The organism is Parasutterella secunda, assembly GCF_016901835.1.
Classification (GTDB): Bacteria; Pseudomonadota; Gammaproteobacteria; order Burkholderiales; family Burkholderiaceae_F; genus Aphodousia; species Aphodousia faecavium.
On record NZ_JACJKX010000022.1, the window covers coordinates 1 to 16,978 of the forward strand.

A 16,978-nucleotide genomic window follows, 5' to 3' on the forward strand; every position below is an offset into this window, starting at 1 on the left:
TAATGTTTGGCCACCAAACATGACGGGGACAATTTACAACTCAGCAGGTGTGATTGGAGCCGAAAATGATGCAATCGGAGTGTTTTTAGACTCCCCCGCAACAATTAGACTCGGTGCTAATGAAGCAGGATCATACGGATACGCTCGAACAATCTCCATTGACGCATCGAGGGCTTCTTCAACCTATTCGGGAAACAAGCTACAGCCATTGGCTCTGCAAACCTTGCCCTGCATTCGGTACTAAAAGCGGATACAGGGCAACACCGATAATGCAGGTTGTTGAACCTTCGTTCCGTTATAGATTGCATTGCTGTTGTTTGCATTAAATCTCAAAATTACTTCGTCTTGATCTGTACCGAGAGAAGAAGTGTGTTTCGGTACTGAAACGGAGGTATTTGAGAAAACACCGTTTACAAGCAACAGGTCAGACGAAAGCTGAGACAATTCACCACTCATGTTTGGGATTTCAACTTTCAGTAGAAATCCCGTTAAATATGGTTTCTATCTGTGTGCTCAGCACAGAGCAGCATTCGTGTTTGGTTGGGTGTAATTATTTGATGATCCAAAAGAATCATCCAAAAGTCCAGCACATTTAGCACATTCACTAACGAATGAGCTCCAGCGTAGCATGACAGACTTTCTGGACTCAAAAAAGTCTGAGCGTTGGTAGGCTCGATAAACTTTGTCACCGACAGCGTGAGACAGGCAAGCTTCTGCAACTTCAAATTGGATGCCGTTGTCTGCGAGCCAGCACCTCGCAATTGATCGGAGTCCATGTGCAACTAATTGTCCTCGTAAATCTGAGGCATGTAGCCATTTCGCAAGTGCTTGTTTAGAAATGTGTCTGTCTGACTTTCGGCCGGCAAAAACATACTTGTTACGTGGATGAGGAGAAAACATCTTCTCACGCTCAAGAAGACGTAGCATGAAAGGCGTGAGCGGCACTCTATGTTCTCTCCCTTTTTTCATTTGAGAAGAAGGAATCGTAAGAGTATCCGCTTCGATCCATGACTTTTCGAGCTTTGCGACTTCTCCTGGCCTAAGCATTGAACAGAGAGAAAACAAAAAGAAGTTCTGCATCCGCAGATCCGCTTTAAGAAAGATGCGCATCACGCGCTCAAGCTCTCGCCAGTCGACAGATGCCATTGGTTTTGTAACTGGTGGCGCAAATACTTTTGAAACTCGATTGATCGGGTTGTGTTCGATATATCCTGCACAAACAGCTATATCGAGGATCTCACGCAGACGCATGAGGATTCTTTTCAACGTAGATCGTTTACCGGAGTTTTCAATTGGTTTGACTATTTTTATAACAAGTGGCGCTGTGATCTCATCGAGCTGTCGATTTCCGATGTGACGCATCAGGTAAAACTCAATTCGTCGCTTCTCATCGGCATAGCTGACGATGCGACCGCGTTTCAGATTGCACCACAATACAAAAGCATCACGCAAAGTGTATCCAGCCACAGGATCTAACGAATAGGCTTGCAATTGTTTACGAGCGGCTTGATGTGCTTGCATTAAAGACATTTCTGGGAATTGACCAAGTGTTATGTCAATTGTTCGACCGTTTTGAGGAATTCGAACTAAAAACGATTTTTGGCCTGACGGATGAACTCGAACCGTGAGACCTTTTTCAATTGCTATCGAGTATCTTTTTTCCCGCGGCTTTAATGCCGCTATTTTTTTATTTGTGAGGTTTGCCATGACTGAAGCTCCTTTAGTCTATTGCTTTGATGAAGACGGCTATTTTGTATGCAGCCGAATTGCCCAAAGAAGTCCCAAGAATAAGGAGAAATTTCTGATTCCTGTGAACTCAACTCAAATCAAGCCGAATATCCCAGATGGGTGGTTTGGTCGTTTTAATGGTGAAGGTTGGGATTTGGAAAAAATCCCGACTACAGCCGAGGAGTTTTTAGGAGTTTATGTCTCTCATAAGAGCCAAACTCTCCATAATCAGATGCTTCGTCAGATTTTGCAGGAACTCGTGTCAAAAGATTCTGAGCACTATCGGGTAATTCGCGGTTCGGAAGAAGAGGGTTTGTGGTGGTCTGTGGAAAAGATTCCCGAGCAGACTGTTGAAGAACTAAGAACACAGAAACTGTCGGAGCTCGATTCTGCTTTTAAATCTTGGTATCAGGACAGAGCAACGGTGACGACAAGCCTTGGTTTTACTGTTGATTCAGATTCTCGCGCAATGATGGACGTAAACGGTTTGGTGACAACTCTTGAGGCACAACCAGAGAAATCTCGAAATACAGTTGAATTCATGGATGCTGAAAATCAGCCACATTCATTGAATCTTGCTCAATTAAAGGTAGTTCAAGTTGAAATCATTCAAAACGGTCAGTCAGCTTATCAACAGAAATGGGCTCTTCGATCTGCGATTCAGGTTGCTCAGAGTAAAGAAGAACTTGAAGCAATTGAAATTAAGTTTATAGCTGAGGACTTTAGTAAATGAACCATCCCGACGGATTACAGGTCTTGATTGCAATCGACCAGTTTTTTAATACCTTGCTTGGTGGTTATGCCGATGAGACTTTAAGCAGTCGCGCTTTTCGTCACAAAAAAGATGGATCACGATTGTGGCCTGCTTGGTTAATTGACCACATCTTCTTCTGGCAAGAAGAACATTGCAAATCATCATACGAGAGCGAACTTGAACGTTCTCACTTACCTCCCGAGTTACGATCATGACAAAAGAAGAATTGAAAAATGCATTAAAGGATTTTGGAAGCAAAGGTAAAGAAATCGCCGATGAGCTCTATAAAAAGCTCGAATCGGAAAAAGAAACGATGGACACAAACACCCGGCGTAAGACACGTGTATTTTGGGTTGTTGTTTCCGTTTGCACTTTTGTAATCGGCGTCGCCGTCGGTTATTTATTTTTGTAACTGTTCGGAGGCGTTGTGATAAACGCAGTTTCAAACTTATTGCCACATTCGGCAGACAGAGTGATGATGGCTCTTGGCGGTACTGTTGGGGCGATGTTCTCTTTTGCTTTCGGTGATATTGGGCCACTGATTGTTTGGCTTGCGAGCTTTGTTGTTCTGGACTACGTTACCGGGATCCTTTCAGCAGTACGTAACCGACAGTGGAAAAGCCGAGAGCTGTTTTACGGGACGATCCGAAAAATCATCATTTTTGTAATGGTCGCACTGGCACATGGTCTAGATGTCGCTTTGCACGATCTGATTCACGTGGACTTTGTGCAGTCCATCATCATAGTCGCTTACATAGCAGGGGAATTCGGATCAATCATCGAAAATCTTGAGAAGGCGGGACTTGGGCACGTCGTTCCACCAGTTTTTAAACACATACTCGACGGAGTCAATCTTTACCTTGACCGACAGGTCGATAAACATTTGGCAATGGAGGCCAAACGTGAAAATGAAAAACATCGGAACTTATGACCCCGGCATGGCTGCGGGTTTTATTTCGTCTTTCGAAGGCTGTAAGTTGACCGCTTACAAATGTGCAGCTGGTGTCTGGACAATCGGATACGGGCACACACAAGGCGTCCGAGAAGGCGACACTTGTATGCAAGATTTGGCGAAAGCGTGGCTAGTCGATGATATTCGAGAGACACAGTTACTGCTTGCTCACTATGTCAATGTTCCAGTTACACAAAACGAATTCATTGCTCTAGTGTCGCTTGCATTTAATGTCGGTGTCGGAGCTCTGATGAAGTCGAAACTTCTGAGGAAGCTCAATAGCGGCGACCGGGAAGGCGCTGCAGATGAATTTTTAGATTTTGACTTAGCCGGTGGAAAGAAAGTGGCGGGTTTAACTCGCCGTCGTAAAGCTGAACATGACCTCTTTTTAAAGGATTGAAAATGAGTACATCTGAAATAAGAGACGAAGCTAGGAAACAAGCAAAGTTTCCGTTTGTTGAACCGTCACGAGTTGACCTCTTGATTGACCGTGCGGAGTTTTATCGTGTTCCAGGCACTGCAACGATGATCTGCAGCATTGTCTTAAAGTCAGGCTTTACTGTTGTCGATTCCGCGTCGTGCAAAGATCCCAGGAACTTTGACGAGGATCTTGCAAAACGTCTTTCTTTCTCGAAAGCACGAGACCAGATCTTCGCGCTTGAAGCTTATGCAGATGTTGCGAGACCGATTGAGGCAACTCTTCCGAACATTATCTGATCATGACAGAAACATTGAAAATTGGAAGCATTGGTTTCGTGATCGGACTCTTTGTCGCAGCTTTTGCTGCTCACTTTTGCTACGACTTGGGGTTTGATCACGGTACTGCTGAAGCAGCTGCACGTCAAGCGTCTGCTGTAGAAATTGCCCAAAAAGAGGTGAAAAAGAACTATGAAAAGCGTGTGGAAGAGCTTGCTGCTTCTCTTGAGCGCGTACGTAATGACAATGCTCAGCGGTTGCGCGAACTCAATGAGTTCAGTCACGCCCGAACAAGTTTGGAAACCTGCCGCCGTGAACGAGGCGAGCTTGCGAGACTGGCAGTTAGAGGTGAAGAGCTACTCAACCGAGCTGACAGCTATCTTAAAGCGCTCCGAAAATAGGTAGAATCGCCAGGGCATCGCCCTGGCTTTCTTTATTGTTTTATTTTTGAGAAGCAATAATCTGACCATTCCTGCATTACAGGGCGCCTTAACTCTAGAAGATCAGATCTCTGATATGCCTGTTCAACTTCATTGCCTGTAGCATGACTCAATGCTTTCTCTGCAAGTACCTTATCTATCTTGTGTTCCGCACACCAATCTCTAAAAGTACTTCTGCAGCCGTGCATCGTGACAATTTGATCATCAGCCGCCAGTCGTAAATATCGGATAGGGGATTCTTTGGAGATATGTCCAAGCTTATCTGGAGGGCAGAATATGTATTCGCCTTTGAGGTTTTTCTTTAGCTCCTTAAGCAGCCAGATCATTTGCCGAGGTAAGGGAACTCTGTGAGGGTAAAGCTTTCGGTCTTTTCTGCGCTCAATGGGCATGATCCACGTGTTTGAGTCGAAGTCAATCTCATCCCATTTTGCTTCCACAAATTCTTGAATTCGGCTGGCAGTGACAATTCCAAAAACAGTTGCGTACCGCATTGTTAAATCGTCATATTGAGTTAAGTTACTAGACAATAAATTTTTTATTACTTCGGGGATTTTTTCCCATTGCAAAGCTGGGTGATTGGTGACCGTTTGAACCTTACTGGGTGAAGGGAGAAATTGGTCAAGGCCTGTCTTCCAACGGGCGGGATTTTCTCCAATCCAACCCTTTGAAATGAAATAATCAAAGACGCCGGAAAGCATTCTTTGAAGTTTTGCTGCGGTTTCGGTTTTAGTATCCCAGATTGGATTTAAAATTTTTAGGATATGATCTCGATTGATTTTGGAAATTTCGATATTACCAATGACAGGGAGGGCGTACCGTTCAATGGTTTTATACCAACGCATTGATTGCCTGAAGCTAGTCCACTTTCTGACTCGTTTAGCGTTCTCTATGGCTTCTGCATAGTGATCAACAAAGCGTCTGACAGAAATTTCAATATCAATTTTTTGCTTTTCTTGGTGCTTTAACTCAATAGGGGTTATACCGTTAGCCAATTCCTTTTTGATTTTGAATACTTTTTCTCTGGCCTCAGCCAAACTCACAAAGCGTAAAGATCCCAGTCCTGTTTTGTGAGTTTTTTTATTAAATTGATATCTTAGTACCCAAGATCGGGCATTTCCTTTAACATGCAGGTAAAGCCCATCGCCATCGGGGTAAAATCCGTCTGGCAAGGTGTTCAGTTGTTTCGCTTTTAGCTTTTGTTTGGCAGGCATAATAATCGAAGTTTTTTTGTACGAAAAATTGTACGAAAAATTGTACAACAAGAATTGAATAAAACCGAATAAGACTAAATAAAACTGAATAGTTTTTATTGAGAAGTCTTTGAAAAGCCGAATAAAACTGAATAAAACCGAATATAACTGAATAAAAGTTGGTGCCCGGGATCGGACTCGAACCGATACGCCTCGCAGCGCCAGCACCTGAAGCTGGTGCGTCTACCAATTTCGCCACCCGGGCTTATTGTGCAAACCGAAGGTTTGTCACAGAAGTCGCAATTATATACGAAAGAGAAAAGAAGTTGCCAAATTTAAAGAAAACACCCAGACCGAAAATTGTTAAAGAAAAACGATCCGCTGCTAAAAAAACGAAATCTACTCAAGGGCGGGTTAAAAATTATGTCGTCACGGAGCTCGTGCAAAAAGCCGTGGAGATCCTCAGTCAGTCAGCGACTGATCTGGACACGTCGGAATTGTACGTTTTGCTCTCCCAACACTACCGTAAACTCAACGAAAGCCTTTTTGCGTTGGTTCTGGATCGCCTGATGGGTGACAGTCGTGTACGGTTCGATTCCCAGAGAAAATGTTTCACGCATAAGGCTAAAAAAGAACACACGGGTATTGTGGTTACCCCTGCACAAAACCTTCCCTATGTTATCGAAGACGATACGGGAGAGCGTTTTTCGCTCACTCAGGATGCAGCAAAACTCTATTTACCGGGCGATGCCGTGCGTTTCCGTGCGGGGCATTCCTCTGAGCCCTGGGATGACGTGTATCTTTTTGCCAATGTCACGGAAGTGATCGACCATGCCGTGGCGGAGATTGTGGGCGAAGTCAAAAAGAATAAGTCGAAAAACGGGAAAGTCACTTATCACTTTAAAAAGTTTGATCCGAGGCTTTGCAATTTAAGTGTGAAATTCACGGAGCCCGACTCGGTTCTGGAGGCTTGGGTCGATCAAAAAGCAGTCGCTGCGATTGAACGCTACCCGAGTAAGGACGACCCCAGAGTTTATGTGCGGATTGATCGGGTTCTTGAAGTCAATAACGACGCAGACTTGGAAATCGAATTGGCGGTCCGTCAATTTAATTTACCTTATGAATTCAGCCCCGGTACGATGCAGGAGGCAGAGAAACTACCCGAAAAAGTTCTCGCTAAAGACCGCGCCCGACGCGTCGATTTGCGAGATGTCCCGTTTTGTACGATTGACGGGGAGGACGCCCGAGACTTCGATGACGCAGTTTATGCCGAGCCTTTAAAAGACGGCGCCTTCAGACTTTTGGTCGCTATTGCTGATGTGAGCTACTACGTCAAACCGGGAAGCGATATCGATCATGATGCGCAGATGAGAAGTACATCCGTGTATTTCCCCAGACGCGTTATCCCGATGCTGCCAGAGAAACTCTGTAACGGCCTTTGTTCACTTAACCCGAACGTCGATCGCCTGACGATGGTCTGTGACATGGTGATTGATTCGCTCGGTATGGTAAAGGCCTATCAGTTTTATCCCGGTGTCATTCACTCGCACGCGAGATTAACCTACACCAATGCCTGGAAGTATCTGAGCGGAGAAGCCGTTGAAGAAACCGATGTTCCGGCTACGGTCAGAGGTAGCCTGGATAATCTTTATGCGCTCTATAAAGTGTTGAGACAGGCTCGCAAGACGCGAGGCGCGATTGATTTTGCCACTCGGGAAACGTTGGTGAAGACCGATGAAAAAGGTGATATTGTGGCAATCGTTGCCCGTGAGTCCAATGACGCACACCGATTGATTGAAGAGTGTATGCTCGCAGCCAACACTTGTGCGGCAGACTTTATCGGCAGACATAAGAAGTTGAGCCTGTATCGTGTCCACGACAGCCCCTCGGTTGATAAGTTGCTCGAGCTTCGTCGCACACTCTCCGGATTCGGATTGTCGCTCTCGGGCGGCAATAAGCCCACGGCGGCAGACTACGAGGCCGTTGTCGAGGCCGTGAGCGACAAGCCCTACAGCGATGTGATTCAGACAGCGCTTTTGCGCTCCATGCAACGTGCCGTTTATTCGCCTGACAACATTGGCCACTACGGCTTGGGTTACGAAGCGTATACGCATTTCACGTCACCCATCAGACGTTATCCCGATTTGCTTGTACACCGCACGATCCGAGGGATTTTGTCGCGCAGGACTTATCGACCGACGGTTTATGCGGCGAGCTGTTCGGTATTAAACAGCTTAAGCGGCATGACACTCAAACGCACGCTTTTGGCGATGCCGCAACCTGAAAAAGAACAGGCTACTGACCCCTCAAGAGGCGCCTGGGTTGAATTGGGCAAAATCACAAGTGCCTGTGAACGCAGGGCCGATGACGCAAGCCGCGATGTAACGGCGTGGCTTAAGTGCCGATACATGAAGTCAATTGCAAGCGACAAGCAAAAGTTCACGGCGACCATTACGGCCGTGACTTCTTACGGTCTTTATGTGCAGCTGCAGGACATTTTTGTAGACGGCTTTGTTCATATTTCCAATATCGGTTTTGATTACTACGGTTACACCATCGAAGGAAAGCTTGTCGGAGAAACGTTCGGTGAGGAGTTCGCGGTGGGGGATGTGGTCACCGTAAGTCTCATTGATGTTGATGAGGACCGCCGGCGCATTGATTTCCGCATCAGTCGGTCGCGTCGCTGATACAATGGTGGCGTTTAACTAATTAGAAAATAAATTATGGCTAAAAACATTATTTTGGCGGGCTTTCACGCAGTGGGTGCCCGTTTGAGAAAGGATCCGGACTCCATCGTTTGTGTTTATGTCGATCCGCAGCGTCGCGACAAACGCATGAGTCAGATGCGGGCTGAATTGGAAAGCTTCGGCGTGCGTGTGATGCAAGCCGGCCACGACCGCTTAAGCGGCATGGTCTCAGGCGACATTCCCCACCAGGGAATTGTGGCGATGGCCAAGCCCCTTGAGGTCAGTCTCACATTTGATGAGCTCATGGATCAAATCCGTCCCGATTCCTTGTTCTTGATTTTGGACGGTATTACGGACCCCAGAAATTTCGGTGCCTGTCTGCGCTCGGCCGATGCAGCGGGCGTTCAGGCAGTGATTATTCCGAAAGACCGATCGGCAACGGTAACGCCTGCGGCAGCCAAAGCTGCAGCAGGAGCTGCGGAGACGGTTCCTGTTGTAACGGTGACCAATTTGGCCAGCGCTATTGTCGAATTGCGTGAAGCGGGAGTGGTCGTTGTGGGTGCAGCAGGGGAAGCGACCAAAACCATTTACGACTTTGATCAGACCGGCGCTTTTGCTTGGGTGATGGGAGCCGAGGGACCGGGTTTAAGACAGTTAACACGTAAGCGCTGCGATGATTTGGCGAAGATTCCTTTGACGGGTTCCGTTGAAAGTCTGAACGTTTCGGTTGCAACCGGCATTTGCTTATTTGAAAGCGTGCGTCAACGCTATCAGAAAAAATAGGCAATCGACGTAGCTAAAAAAGAGCAAGGTTTCGGTTGACGGCCTTGCTTTTTTTATTGTTGAGCGGAAATGACGGCGATGAGCTCGACCGCACTTTTTACTCCCGAGAGCAATTTTTGCACTTCACTGCGATGCGAGGAGGTAATTTGCGGCTCTAGTGTTTGAAGGAGTGCTGCCGCTGTCGGGTTATCGGTAGCCGACAAGTAAGAAGCAATGGCGTAAGCCGCGGTGATATTGACAGCGGTACCGGCACCGAACCGGTAGAGGTTAGCCAATAAAATCAGTGCCTTTGCTTCGCCCTGGGCGGCAGCGCGTCTGGCCCAGATAAAAGCCTCTTCATAGGAGGCGAGAGTGCCTTCGCCTGCCTGATAAAAAAGAGCGAGTTGGTATTGTGCCGGAGCAAATCCGGCCAAAGCAGACAAACGAATCCAGCGGAAAGCTTCCTCTTCGTTGCGCTTGGTGTAGTCGGGGTGAATAAAAAGAAGTCCGAATTCGTATTGGCCCTTGGGATCACCGTTGATGGCTGCTTTTCTGAGCCACGTGGCCGCCTGCTGTAAATCAATCTGGCAGCCTGCGCCGTGGGCCAGGGCGTAGCCTACGCGATATTGACTCTGTACGTGCCCTTGGGCTCCTGCCAGACGAAACCAGCGAAGAGCCTGATAGGCATCCGTTTCACCGGCAATTCCTTCTAAAAGAGCACATCCCAGATCGTACTCAGCATCCGCGTTGCCGGAAATGGCTGCCTGTCGTAAGAGTTCTAATGCACGGTGCTCATCTCGGGTGACGCCTTGTCCTTTTAAGTACATGCGGCCCAGAAGATGTTGGCTCGCTGCATGGTCTTTTTCCACAGCTTTTTTAAGCCACTTGAGCGCCGCCCGATTATTGGTTGAAAGGGTTTGTCCCTCAACGAGCAATTTGGCTAATTGATACTGGGCATCGGGATTGCCCTCGGCAGCAGCCCGGGCATAGTATTGCATGGCTTCTTTAGACGCTTGCGGAGGCGAGACAGCAACGCCGCCCAAGAGCCCCAGCACGTAGTTTGCTCGGGCATTTCGCGATTCGGCGGCTTTTTTACTGCTTGAGCGTCCTGCCATGATTTGCCTGATCGGTTAGATATCCAATCCCAAAAGGTGAAGGCCGATCACATAGGTGATGGCTAAGCCATAGTAGGCAACCCAGCCGCCCACACCCCAGGAGATGCACTTGCCCCAGAATTTGTGTTCGTAATCTTCACCGTAGGTGTCGTTCACATAGCGAAGTTGCTTGATACCGTCCATGAAGGTCCAGACAAGCCACAACCCCACGATGATGGCCAGAAGCACATATTGAGTGTAGGGGATGCCGCGAAGCATGGGCTCTGCAAAGATATACAGCACCATGATAAAAAGCGTGGAGCGCATGAAGCTGAAGGAGCGTACGCTTAATTCTTCTTTACCCATGGCGCGCCAGTTGAGCCCGCAGACAATGCCGCCGAAGACAGGGGTGAAGATAAAGCTCAGTAAAATCGCCCACATCGGATTCCAGAGCGCGGGAGTATTTCTTTCAGACATATCTTTAGTACCAATCAAATCAATTGCGGCATTGTATTTCGAAAACATTAAATGAGAATTATCTTTTTATGAATAGAGAGATTTTTCTATTGTAATTTCAGACGGAACGTATACAATCAGCCCATATCTTTTAAGGATTATCATGCGTTTATCTTCGTTTTTACTGGTATCTGCTCTTGCTTTACCCGTTGTGCTGGCGGGCTGCTCAACAGTCACCCCCAATAACGATTGGCATGCTGCAGGCCAGAAAAATCTCTGCCTTGTCGATAATCCTTCTGTACGTCCGCAGGTCTTCCTCACTTTGCGTCGGGCTTTAATGGATAAGGGCCTCAAAGTGATGCGAGTCGAAGCCGATGATACAAAGACCATCATCAATTCCTGTCCCATGACGCTTCGCTATGATGCCGTATACGGCTCTTCCTGGACCTACTCGACGCTTCGTTATGCTAAGTTGGAACTGACTGAACAGGGTCGCCACAATAATGTCTATACGGTTCAATGGGATGAACGAACCGACAAACCGACCTTATTGGATTCTGTCAACGATGCCTCAGTGGAATTGCGTGAACTCGTCGATCGACTTTTCCCGGGTGAGATTCCCTGGCGTTAATTTTCCTTCTCAAAACAGATTATTACTATCGATTTCCTTAGAAAATCCCTCTTAAGGGGTAAGGAAAGTCCTACTATTCTTTTCTGTCAAAAAAGCTGACAATAAAAGCGTGGACAATGAAACGGTATTGTGGTTTCGTGGTCTGCCGGGTGCTCGGTTCTTCGCTTACGGGTGCTCGTGCCGGATGAAACGAGGGGGATGCGGTGATCGCATCGGTTTCATCAGGTGAACGGAATCGTTTGAGGGAGATCGGTTTCGTTCAGGAAAGCGCAGGCAATGAGCCTAGCTACCTTTCCGATTTTATCGCCCACTGTAGCTTGACCGTTGCAGTGGGCTTTTTTTCCTGATTTTTTAATCGCTATGGGAGAAATTAAACTGTACCCCAAAATGATTTAAATCAACCAGATTCGAAATCTGTGTAGACTGTGACTGAGTATTCTACATTTTGTTTGCCAATCATGGATCCTGTAAAAAAAGTCTTTTGGGAAGATCCTTATCGAACCGAATTAGTGACAACCGTCACCTCTGTCGCTGATAATGTCATCACCCTCAAGGAAACAATCGTCTACGCTTTTTCAGGCGGACAACAGTCGGATGTCGGCACTATCAATAATTTCCCTATACTCGAAGCGAAAAAACTCGGCAAACAAATTTTCTACACCATAGAGGAAAACCACCACTTAAACGTTGGTGATACGGTTGTGTTGAAAATTGATTGGGCGAAGCGCTACAAAATCATGCGATTACATTTTGCGGCGGAGATCATTCTGGAACTCGTGAATCAAAACTTCAATCAACCGCAGAAAATAGGTGCCAACATTACTTCAGAAAAAGCTCGGATTGATTTTATTTGGGAAAATAACATTTCCGAAATTTTCCCATTTTTAGAGCAAAAGGCTAAAGAACTGATTGCAGCCGACTTACCGATTATCAGCGCATTTAGTAATGAAGCAGATGAAGTACGTTACTGGGGAATTGAAGGGTTCGGCAAAGTCCCCTGTGGAGGAACTCACATTAGGCGAACTAGTGAAATCGGTGCTTTAAAGCTTAAACGAAGTAGACAAGGCCACAATAAGGAACGAATAGAAATCTATTTGGTCTGATTCCTGTAATCAATTGTTTATTCAAAGTTTTTTGTGCACTTTAGATTGACTTAATGAGAGTACTTTTCGCAAGAATTTAACAATTTTTTAGATGGAAGCTCAAATTTTGAAGATTGTCTTCAAAAATTGTCTTGCTGATGTACGAACGGTAACATAGTCATGGTCAGAGTCGGCGCTGAAGAATAATCATGTCAACAAGTTGGACGCCATTTTCAATGATCGGGTGGTTGTAGTTATCTCTGAAAAAATTCTTGATGCAACCAACACGAACAAAGCCAAGCTTTTCGTAAAAGGGGACTGTCGCCGGACTGTCCCCAGTACCTACGCGTAGAACAGAAAATTGATCCCGATATTTCTCTGCAACATATTGAATTAACGAACTGGCGTAACCTTTTCTTTGGTCGACAGGATAGGTTGCGATGTTTTTGATTTCTAGTACTCCTTCACCTTCATCTGTCACTACGCACTCGCTTCGAACGCCCCCATCATCAAGCACAAACATTGCACCGCGATCGAGGTAACGATCAATCATGTTTTCTTGTTCGTCTGCTAAAAGGAGCAACGAGATAAATTGTTTTTTGTTCTTTTTGATTTCACGTATTTCCATATTGAAAGCAATTGAGAAAACTTCTGTTGATCAGTCCATTTTTAACATTGTTCGTAACTTCATAAAGTCTGTCTGAAATACGTGATTACTTTCAGGGTAATGTTCAATCGCCATTAGAAATTGCAATTCTTCAGACTGAAGCTTGCTGAGAAACACCCTCAGCTCGATTTTGACCATCCGATTGACTTCCGCCTCCCGAAATAATACGGAATGAAAAAGGCCGGCGAGCGTCGAAATTTTCTGAAATTGCTTAAATTCACTGATACGAGCTTGGACGAACGACAACAGACTATTATCGGCCGGTGCTACCGGTTCAAAACTCGGATTAGGGTTTGTCGGCCAAGCGATATTCTTCGATGTCAGAAAATCAAGCCATTCGATGCCGTACTCGCAGCCGATAGACCAACTGACATCATTCCAAAGACTTTGAGCTTGAAGTTCAATAACCTTATTAAATAGCTCTTCGGTTAATAGGTCATTAGCCAGAATCTTGTGCTTAAGTCCGGTCAGCTCTTTTTCTTTTCCTTGGATAACTAAATCTAAAACAGCTCGGATCGGGTTGGCCACGTTATGAGTGCCCGTCAAGTAGGGAATTTCTTTATTCGTTTCAATACTGAAGTCCTTGAAAAATGCGGTTTCAGTATCAGCGATTTCCGGGTACGTCCAGTCCACGGCCACCGGTAACGTGTCCGGCGCCCTGAGAGAAGAATGACAATTTAAAGCGTGAAATCCTGTGATGTACTGCATGATGCGGGTCAGTTTAACGGAAAAAATTATTTTCTGAAGAAGGAAGTTTTAGGCCTTTTATTTCTTTCTGGTATTGTATTACAATATCAAATAAATGAGTTAATTCGGTATTTCGCTAGAGGATAGATCATGACAGGGGTGAAATTTTATTTGCAAGCGAAATTACACGGTATGCGTAGGTTCTCAGGAATCTCGGTTTATGGAGCACGAGGGTTGAGACCTGACTATCGTCTGCAAAGAAACAAAGCTTGGACGAGTTTCTTTGATACGGAAACGAGTGCTGAAGAAGTTAAAAACAAACTACAAAGTCGGTACCCGCAGGTGCTCTTTAAAGTGAAAAAGGACAATAACTATGGAAACACGGGCTATGGATTCAACTGATAAGAGAAGTAAAGATAAGCGTGTAAGCGTGTAAAAATCGTATCTCGTTGTTTGATTGATCCGGATGAACCGGTGCGGACATACATTTATGGTCCCGGCAATGCTTTTGAAATAGAAGAGGATCATGTTTCAGGGGTAATAATTTATGCCGCTGATGACGCTCTGGCACCCGATATCGAAAAAGGGATGCGCCTTTTGGTCAATACGGCGATCAAATCTTATGACGGGGATGACTTTTATGTTTTTGAGCAGGGGACTGACAAACCAAAGGACATCGCTAAATTGATTCGTAATGGGGATGGGAGTTTTACGTATATTTCTGACGTGACCAAACCGAAACAAATAAAGAGTCTTGAGGGGTTGATCTTTTTGGGTAAAGTGCACGAAGTGCAGATACGGATTCCCTTTATGGGCTATGCCAATGAAAACGAAATTCCGAAAGCTAACCTGAAGGAATATAGAAATGAGTAATGGACGCGGTGGAAAAAGAGATAACGCTGGACGCAAGCCTTTAGGGGATGAGGCCTTGGCTGCGACTATCATTGCTCGCGTGACGCCTGAGCAAAAAGAGACGTTTAAAGCTAAGGGCGGTGGTCAATGGCTGCGCATGGCGCTTACTAATTTAAAAGAAGACAACCTTACGGTTCCCTCATGGGCGAAAGCGGTGATGCCGGTGAGCAAAGTCTCTGTTCCTTTGTATGAATATTCCGTTCAGGCAGGATTCCCGTCGCCGGCAGAAAGCTACAAGGAAACGTTGGACTTTAATGACTTACTGATTGATAACGCACCAGCCACGTTTGTCCTGAGGGTAGCCGGTCAATCCATGATTGACGCCGGAATCTTTGACGGTGACCTTATGGTGGTGGATCGCTCAAGGACACCGAAAAATAATGACATCGTTGTCATGCAAATTGATGATGACTACACGGTCAAACGCTTTATCAAGACAGCGGACGGGTTTTACCTGAAGGCAGAGAATGCTTCCGGTCAGTATCCCGATATCTACCCGAAAGAAGGGGAGCAGTGGATGCTCTTTGGGGTGGTGAACTACGTTATCAAACCGATGACGACAACGAGAATCGCCTAATCATGTATGCACTGATCGATGGCAATTCGTTTTACGCATCCTGCGAGCGTGTTTTTCGGCCGGATTTATTAAAACGACCTGTGGTCGTTTTGAGTAATAACGACGGCTGCATCGTTACGCTCACTCGAGAAGCGAAAGCTTTGGGATTAAAGCGGGGAACGCCACTATTTAAGGTCAAAGCTACTGTGGAAAAACACAATGTGGCGGTTTTTTCCAGCAATTACGAGTTGTACGGTGATATGTCCTCACGCATGATGAGAAGCATTGCGTCGTTGGTGCCTGAGATTGAGGTGTATTCCATCGACGAGTGCTTTGCTAATTTAACCGGTTTGCCGGGTGACCTGACGGAATTAGGTCAAAAAATCCGGCAGCGAGTGTGGCGCTGGGTCGGGATTCCGGCCTGTGTGGGGATTGCCCCAACGAAGACGTTGGCTAAATACTGCAATCATCTGGCCAAACATATCCCGGGATTCCATGGGGTATTGAATTGGAACGATCTTACTTCTGAACGCCGAAAGAAAGCACTGGCTTATGAACCGATTGATGAAGTATGGGGGATCGGATCTCAACTCAGTAAACGCATGGTTAAGTTAGGGATCGAGACGCCTTTGGACCTTGCTCAAGCCTCTGAATCTCTTATTAAGCAGTTTTTCCCGGTTACCGTTCTTCAGACAGCAAGGGAATTGCGGGGACTATCCTGTATTGATTTTGAACCGGTAGCACCCACCCGGCAGCGCCTGGTTCGCAGTCGAAGCTTTGCGAAAGATGTTTATAGTCAAGAAGATCTTTTGAGTGCTCTGACCATGCACACTGAAGAGGCAGCCCAAGTGCTTCGGGAGGAAAAGCTGAAGGCCAGTCGAATCGGTGTATTCATTCTTTCAAACCGTTTCCGGTTGGATGCCCCGAGTTATTACGGTTTTGATACTCAGGATCTCGGCATTCCGGTAAACGACACACAAAGTTTCATGGACGCTGTCGATAAATTGCTCAATAAGCTTTATCGAGCGGGGATTGCTTATAAGAAGGCCGGAGTGTCGTTAGAGAACATTCAATGTGAAGACGATATCGAAGACGATCTCTTTGCCTTTGAAAATGAACGCTCAAACAGGCTATCAGCTGTGATTGATGAGCTGAATAACCGGTATGGGAAAGGAACCGTTTGTCGGTCAACGGTTAAACGGGAAGGGGAGGATTGGAAAATGAAGCGTGAGTGCCGCAGCCCCTCCTATACCACACGGTTTTCTGAATTGCTGGCGGTCGGTTAGTTTTGTCTCTTAATTAAGACAGGTCGTTGATTTGTCATATTGGATCGATACACTCAAAAAACTCTTTCTTGAAAAGGTCTTGTGATGGAAAACGTCGATTTAGAAATAATCGTTCTCGGATTGGTGGGACTGGTGCTTGCAGTCAAGCTCTTTTTCGCATTCCAACATCAACGTACAGTGCCGACCACAGGAGAAGGATGGTTGGAAGAAATCAAACGCGACCGCCAGTGATCTTTTGATTAATGTAACCTGGGAGGTCGACTTTCTGGATGCTATTTGTTGTTTACCATCACAGATTCAAAAACGAAGTGCAATTGATGGGGCGTAGGTCTAAGGCAAATTCTGAGGTGTGAGTAAAGGACTTCGAAGCGCAGCGTAGAAGACCTTTGCTCACAGCC

22 protein-coding genes and 1 tRNA gene are annotated in these 16,978 nt (G+C 46.1%); 16 read left to right on the forward strand and 7 right to left on the reverse strand.

Annotation, left to right across the window (positions count from 1 at the left end):
* Positions 1 to 513: 513 nt before the first annotated feature.
* Positions 514 to 1,707: a tyrosine-type recombinase/integrase gene (locus H5985_RS08665; RefSeq protein WP_205050921.1), complete on the reverse strand. Its 1,194-nt coding sequence runs from the start codon at positions 1,705 to 1,707 to the stop codon at positions 514 to 516.
* On the opposite strand from H5985_RS08665, the gene H5985_RS08670 reads away from it, so the two are divergent.
* The 7 genes from H5985_RS08670 to H5985_RS08700 are packed head-to-tail and all read left to right on the forward strand — an operon-like array spanning position 1,706 to position 4,531.
* Complete coding sequence (locus H5985_RS08670) at positions 1,706 to 2,461, forward strand: DUF4376 domain-containing protein (protein WP_205050922.1); 756 nt, start codon at positions 1,706 to 1,708, stop codon at positions 2,459 to 2,461. The genes H5985_RS08665 and H5985_RS08670 overlap by 2 nt on opposite strands.
* Positions 2,458 to 2,697 (forward strand): hypothetical protein, encoded by a 240-nt coding sequence (locus tag H5985_RS08675; protein ID WP_205050923.1) that lies wholly within the window; start codon positions 2,458 to 2,460, stop codon positions 2,695 to 2,697. The genes H5985_RS08670 and H5985_RS08675 overlap by 4 nt, the downstream gene beginning before the upstream one ends.
* Positions 2,694 to 2,894, forward strand: a complete 201-nt coding sequence (locus tag H5985_RS08680) for a hypothetical protein (RefSeq protein WP_205050924.1) — start codon at positions 2,694 to 2,696, stop codon at positions 2,892 to 2,894. Before H5985_RS08675 ends, H5985_RS08680 begins: the two co-directional genes overlap by 4 nt.
* Before the next feature lie 15 nt (positions 2,895 to 2,909).
* Positions 2,910 to 3,413, forward strand: a complete 504-nt coding sequence (locus H5985_RS08685; RefSeq protein ID WP_205050925.1) for a phage holin family protein — start codon at positions 2,910 to 2,912, stop codon at positions 3,411 to 3,413.
* A complete protein-coding gene (locus tag H5985_RS08690) occupies positions 3,391 to 3,834 on the forward strand; it encodes a lysozyme (RefSeq protein ID WP_205050926.1) in 444 nt (147 codons plus the stop codon). The genes H5985_RS08685 and H5985_RS08690 overlap by 23 nt, the downstream gene beginning before the upstream one ends.
* A gap of 2 nt (positions 3,835 to 3,836) precedes the next feature.
* Positions 3,837 to 4,151 carry a Gp49 family protein gene (locus H5985_RS08695; protein ID WP_205050927.1) on the forward strand — a complete coding sequence of 105 codons (315 nt, stop codon included), beginning with the start codon at positions 3,837 to 3,839 and terminating at the stop codon, positions 4,149 to 4,151.
* A gap of 2 nt (positions 4,152 to 4,153) precedes the next feature.
* Positions 4,154 to 4,531 carry a hypothetical protein gene (locus H5985_RS08700; protein WP_205050928.1) on the forward strand — a complete coding sequence of 126 codons (378 nt, stop codon included), beginning with the start codon at positions 4,154 to 4,156 and terminating at the stop codon, positions 4,529 to 4,531.
* Between the two features lie 32 nt (positions 4,532 to 4,563).
* On the opposite strand, the gene H5985_RS08705 is transcribed toward H5985_RS08700, so the two are convergent.
* Positions 4,564 to 5,781 (reverse strand): tyrosine-type recombinase/integrase, encoded by a 1,218-nt coding sequence (locus tag H5985_RS08705; RefSeq protein ID WP_205050929.1) that lies wholly within the window; start codon positions 5,779 to 5,781, stop codon positions 4,564 to 4,566.
* A 159-nt stretch (positions 5,782 to 5,940) separates the two neighbouring features.
* Positions 5,941 to 6,025 (reverse strand) — tRNA-Leu (locus H5985_RS08710).
* Positions 6,026 to 6,200: 175 nt separating this feature from the next.
* Between H5985_RS08710 and H5985_RS08715 the strand changes: the two genes are divergently transcribed.
* A complete protein-coding gene (locus tag H5985_RS08715; RefSeq protein WP_205050930.1) occupies positions 6,201 to 8,447 on the forward strand; it encodes a VacB/RNase II family 3'-5' exoribonuclease in 2,247 nt (748 codons plus the stop codon).
* A 36-nt stretch (positions 8,448 to 8,483) separates the two neighbouring features.
* Positions 8,484 to 9,230: a 23S rRNA (guanosine(2251)-2'-O)-methyltransferase RlmB gene (gene rlmB, locus H5985_RS08720; protein WP_205050931.1), complete on the forward strand. Its 747-nt coding sequence runs from the start codon at positions 8,484 to 8,486 to the stop codon at positions 9,228 to 9,230.
* Positions 9,231 to 9,283: 53 nt separating this feature from the next.
* Here rlmB and H5985_RS08725 read toward each other — a convergent pair whose 3' ends face one another.
* The gene (locus H5985_RS08725; protein WP_205050932.1) at positions 9,284 to 10,324 is read right to left on the reverse strand and encodes a tetratricopeptide repeat protein; all 1,041 of its coding nucleotides are present in this window, start codon (positions 10,322 to 10,324) and stop codon (positions 9,284 to 9,286) included.
* A 15-nt stretch (positions 10,325 to 10,339) separates the two neighbouring features.
* Positions 10,340 to 10,780 carry a hypothetical protein gene (locus tag H5985_RS08730; protein ID WP_205050933.1) on the reverse strand — a complete coding sequence of 147 codons (441 nt, stop codon included), beginning with the start codon at positions 10,778 to 10,780 and terminating at the stop codon, positions 10,340 to 10,342.
* Between the two features lie 142 nt (positions 10,781 to 10,922).
* Here H5985_RS08730 and H5985_RS08735 point away from each other — a divergent pair, with 142 nt between their 5' ends.
* Positions 10,923 to 11,390, forward strand: coding sequence for a hypothetical protein (locus H5985_RS08735; RefSeq protein WP_205050934.1), 468 nt, complete (start codon positions 10,923 to 10,925; stop codon positions 11,388 to 11,390).
* A 425-nt stretch (positions 11,391 to 11,815) separates the two neighbouring features.
* Positions 11,816 to 12,493, forward strand: coding sequence for an alanine--tRNA ligase-related protein (locus tag H5985_RS08740; protein ID WP_338124968.1), 678 nt, complete (start codon positions 11,816 to 11,818; stop codon positions 12,491 to 12,493).
* 163 nt (positions 12,494 to 12,656) lie between these two features.
* On the opposite strand, the gene H5985_RS08745 is transcribed toward H5985_RS08740, so the two are convergent.
* Together H5985_RS08745 and H5985_RS08750 are read right to left on the reverse strand one after the other, a co-directional pair.
* Entirely contained in the window at positions 12,657 to 13,100 is a 444-nt protein-coding gene (locus tag H5985_RS08745) for a GNAT family N-acetyltransferase (protein WP_205050935.1), read from the reverse strand.
* A gap of 30 nt (positions 13,101 to 13,130) precedes the next feature.
* The gene (locus tag H5985_RS08750; RefSeq protein WP_205050936.1) at positions 13,131 to 13,847 is read right to left on the reverse strand and encodes a hypothetical protein; all 717 of its coding nucleotides are present in this window, start codon (positions 13,845 to 13,847) and stop codon (positions 13,131 to 13,133) included.
* Positions 13,848 to 13,976: 129 nt separating this feature from the next.
* Between H5985_RS08750 and H5985_RS08755 the strand changes: the two genes are divergently transcribed.
* The 5 genes from H5985_RS08755 to H5985_RS08775 all read left to right on the forward strand — a co-directional run bounded on the left by H5985_RS08755 (position 13,977) and on the right by H5985_RS08775 (position 16,811).
* Entirely contained in the window at positions 13,977 to 14,228 is a 252-nt protein-coding gene (locus tag H5985_RS08755) for a hypothetical protein (protein WP_205050937.1), read from the forward strand.
* 51 nt (positions 14,229 to 14,279) lie between these two features.
* Positions 14,280 to 14,699, forward strand: a complete 420-nt coding sequence (locus tag H5985_RS08760; protein WP_205050938.1) for a hypothetical protein — start codon at positions 14,280 to 14,282, stop codon at positions 14,697 to 14,699.
* Positions 14,692 to 15,315 (forward strand): LexA family protein, encoded by a 624-nt coding sequence (locus H5985_RS08765; RefSeq protein WP_205050939.1) that lies wholly within the window; start codon positions 14,692 to 14,694, stop codon positions 15,313 to 15,315. The genes H5985_RS08760 and H5985_RS08765 overlap by 8 nt, the downstream gene beginning before the upstream one ends.
* A complete protein-coding gene (locus H5985_RS08770) occupies positions 15,252 to 16,580 on the forward strand; it encodes a Y-family DNA polymerase (protein ID WP_205050940.1) in 1,329 nt (442 codons plus the stop codon). Before H5985_RS08765 ends, H5985_RS08770 begins: the two co-directional genes overlap by 64 nt.
* 81 nt (positions 16,581 to 16,661) lie before the next feature.
* Positions 16,662 to 16,811: a hypothetical protein gene (locus tag H5985_RS08775; protein ID WP_205050941.1), complete on the forward strand. Its 150-nt coding sequence runs from the start codon at positions 16,662 to 16,664 to the stop codon at positions 16,809 to 16,811.
* Positions 16,812 to 16,978 lie beyond the last annotated feature (167 nt).

Excerpts from the sequence above, each read along its gene's own strand:
- H5985_RS08670 (WP_205050922.1), top strand. The coding sequence starts at position 1,706 with ATGACTGAAGCTCCTTTAGTCTATTGCTTTGATGAAGACGGCTATTTT.
- H5985_RS08665 (WP_205050921.1), bottom strand. The coding sequence starts at position 1,707 with ATGGCAAACCTCACAAATAAAAAAATAGCGGCATTAAAGCCGCGGGAA.
- H5985_RS08675 (WP_205050923.1), top strand. The coding sequence starts at position 2,458 with ATGAACCATCCCGACGGATTACAGGTCTTGATTGCAATCGACCAGTTT.
- H5985_RS08680 (WP_205050924.1), top strand. The coding sequence starts at position 2,694 with ATGACAAAAGAAGAATTGAAAAATGCATTAAAGGATTTTGGAAGCAAA.
- H5985_RS08690 (WP_205050926.1), top strand. The coding sequence starts at position 3,391 with ATGAAAAACATCGGAACTTATGACCCCGGCATGGCTGCGGGTTTTATT.
- H5985_RS08695 (WP_205050927.1), top strand. The coding sequence starts at position 3,837 with ATGAGTACATCTGAAATAAGAGACGAAGCTAGGAAACAAGCAAAGTTT.
- H5985_RS08700 (WP_205050928.1), top strand. The coding sequence starts at position 4,154 with ATGACAGAAACATTGAAAATTGGAAGCATTGGTTTCGTGATCGGACTC.
- H5985_RS08705 (WP_205050929.1), bottom strand. The coding sequence starts at position 5,781 with ATGCCTGCCAAACAAAAGCTAAAAGCGAAACAACTGAACACCTTGCCA.
- rlmB (WP_205050931.1), top strand. The coding sequence starts at position 8,484 with ATGGCTAAAAACATTATTTTGGCGGGCTTTCACGCAGTGGGTGCCCGT.
- H5985_RS08725 (WP_205050932.1), bottom strand. The coding sequence starts at position 10,324 with ATGGCAGGACGCTCAAGCAGTAAAAAAGCCGCCGAATCGCGAAATGCC.
- H5985_RS08730 (WP_205050933.1), bottom strand. The coding sequence starts at position 10,780 with ATGTCTGAAAGAAATACTCCCGCGCTCTGGAATCCGATGTGGGCGATT.
- H5985_RS08735 (WP_205050934.1), top strand. The coding sequence starts at position 10,923 with ATGCGTTTATCTTCGTTTTTACTGGTATCTGCTCTTGCTTTACCCGTT.
- H5985_RS08745 (WP_205050935.1), bottom strand. The coding sequence starts at position 13,100 with ATGGAAATACGTGAAATCAAAAAGAACAAAAAACAATTTATCTCGTTG.
- H5985_RS08750 (WP_205050936.1), bottom strand. The coding sequence starts at position 13,847 with ATGCAGTACATCACAGGATTTCACGCTTTAAATTGTCATTCTTCTCTC.
- H5985_RS08755 (WP_205050937.1), top strand. The coding sequence starts at position 13,977 with ATGACAGGGGTGAAATTTTATTTGCAAGCGAAATTACACGGTATGCGT.
- H5985_RS08765 (WP_205050939.1), top strand. The coding sequence starts at position 14,692 with ATGAGTAATGGACGCGGTGGAAAAAGAGATAACGCTGGACGCAAGCCT.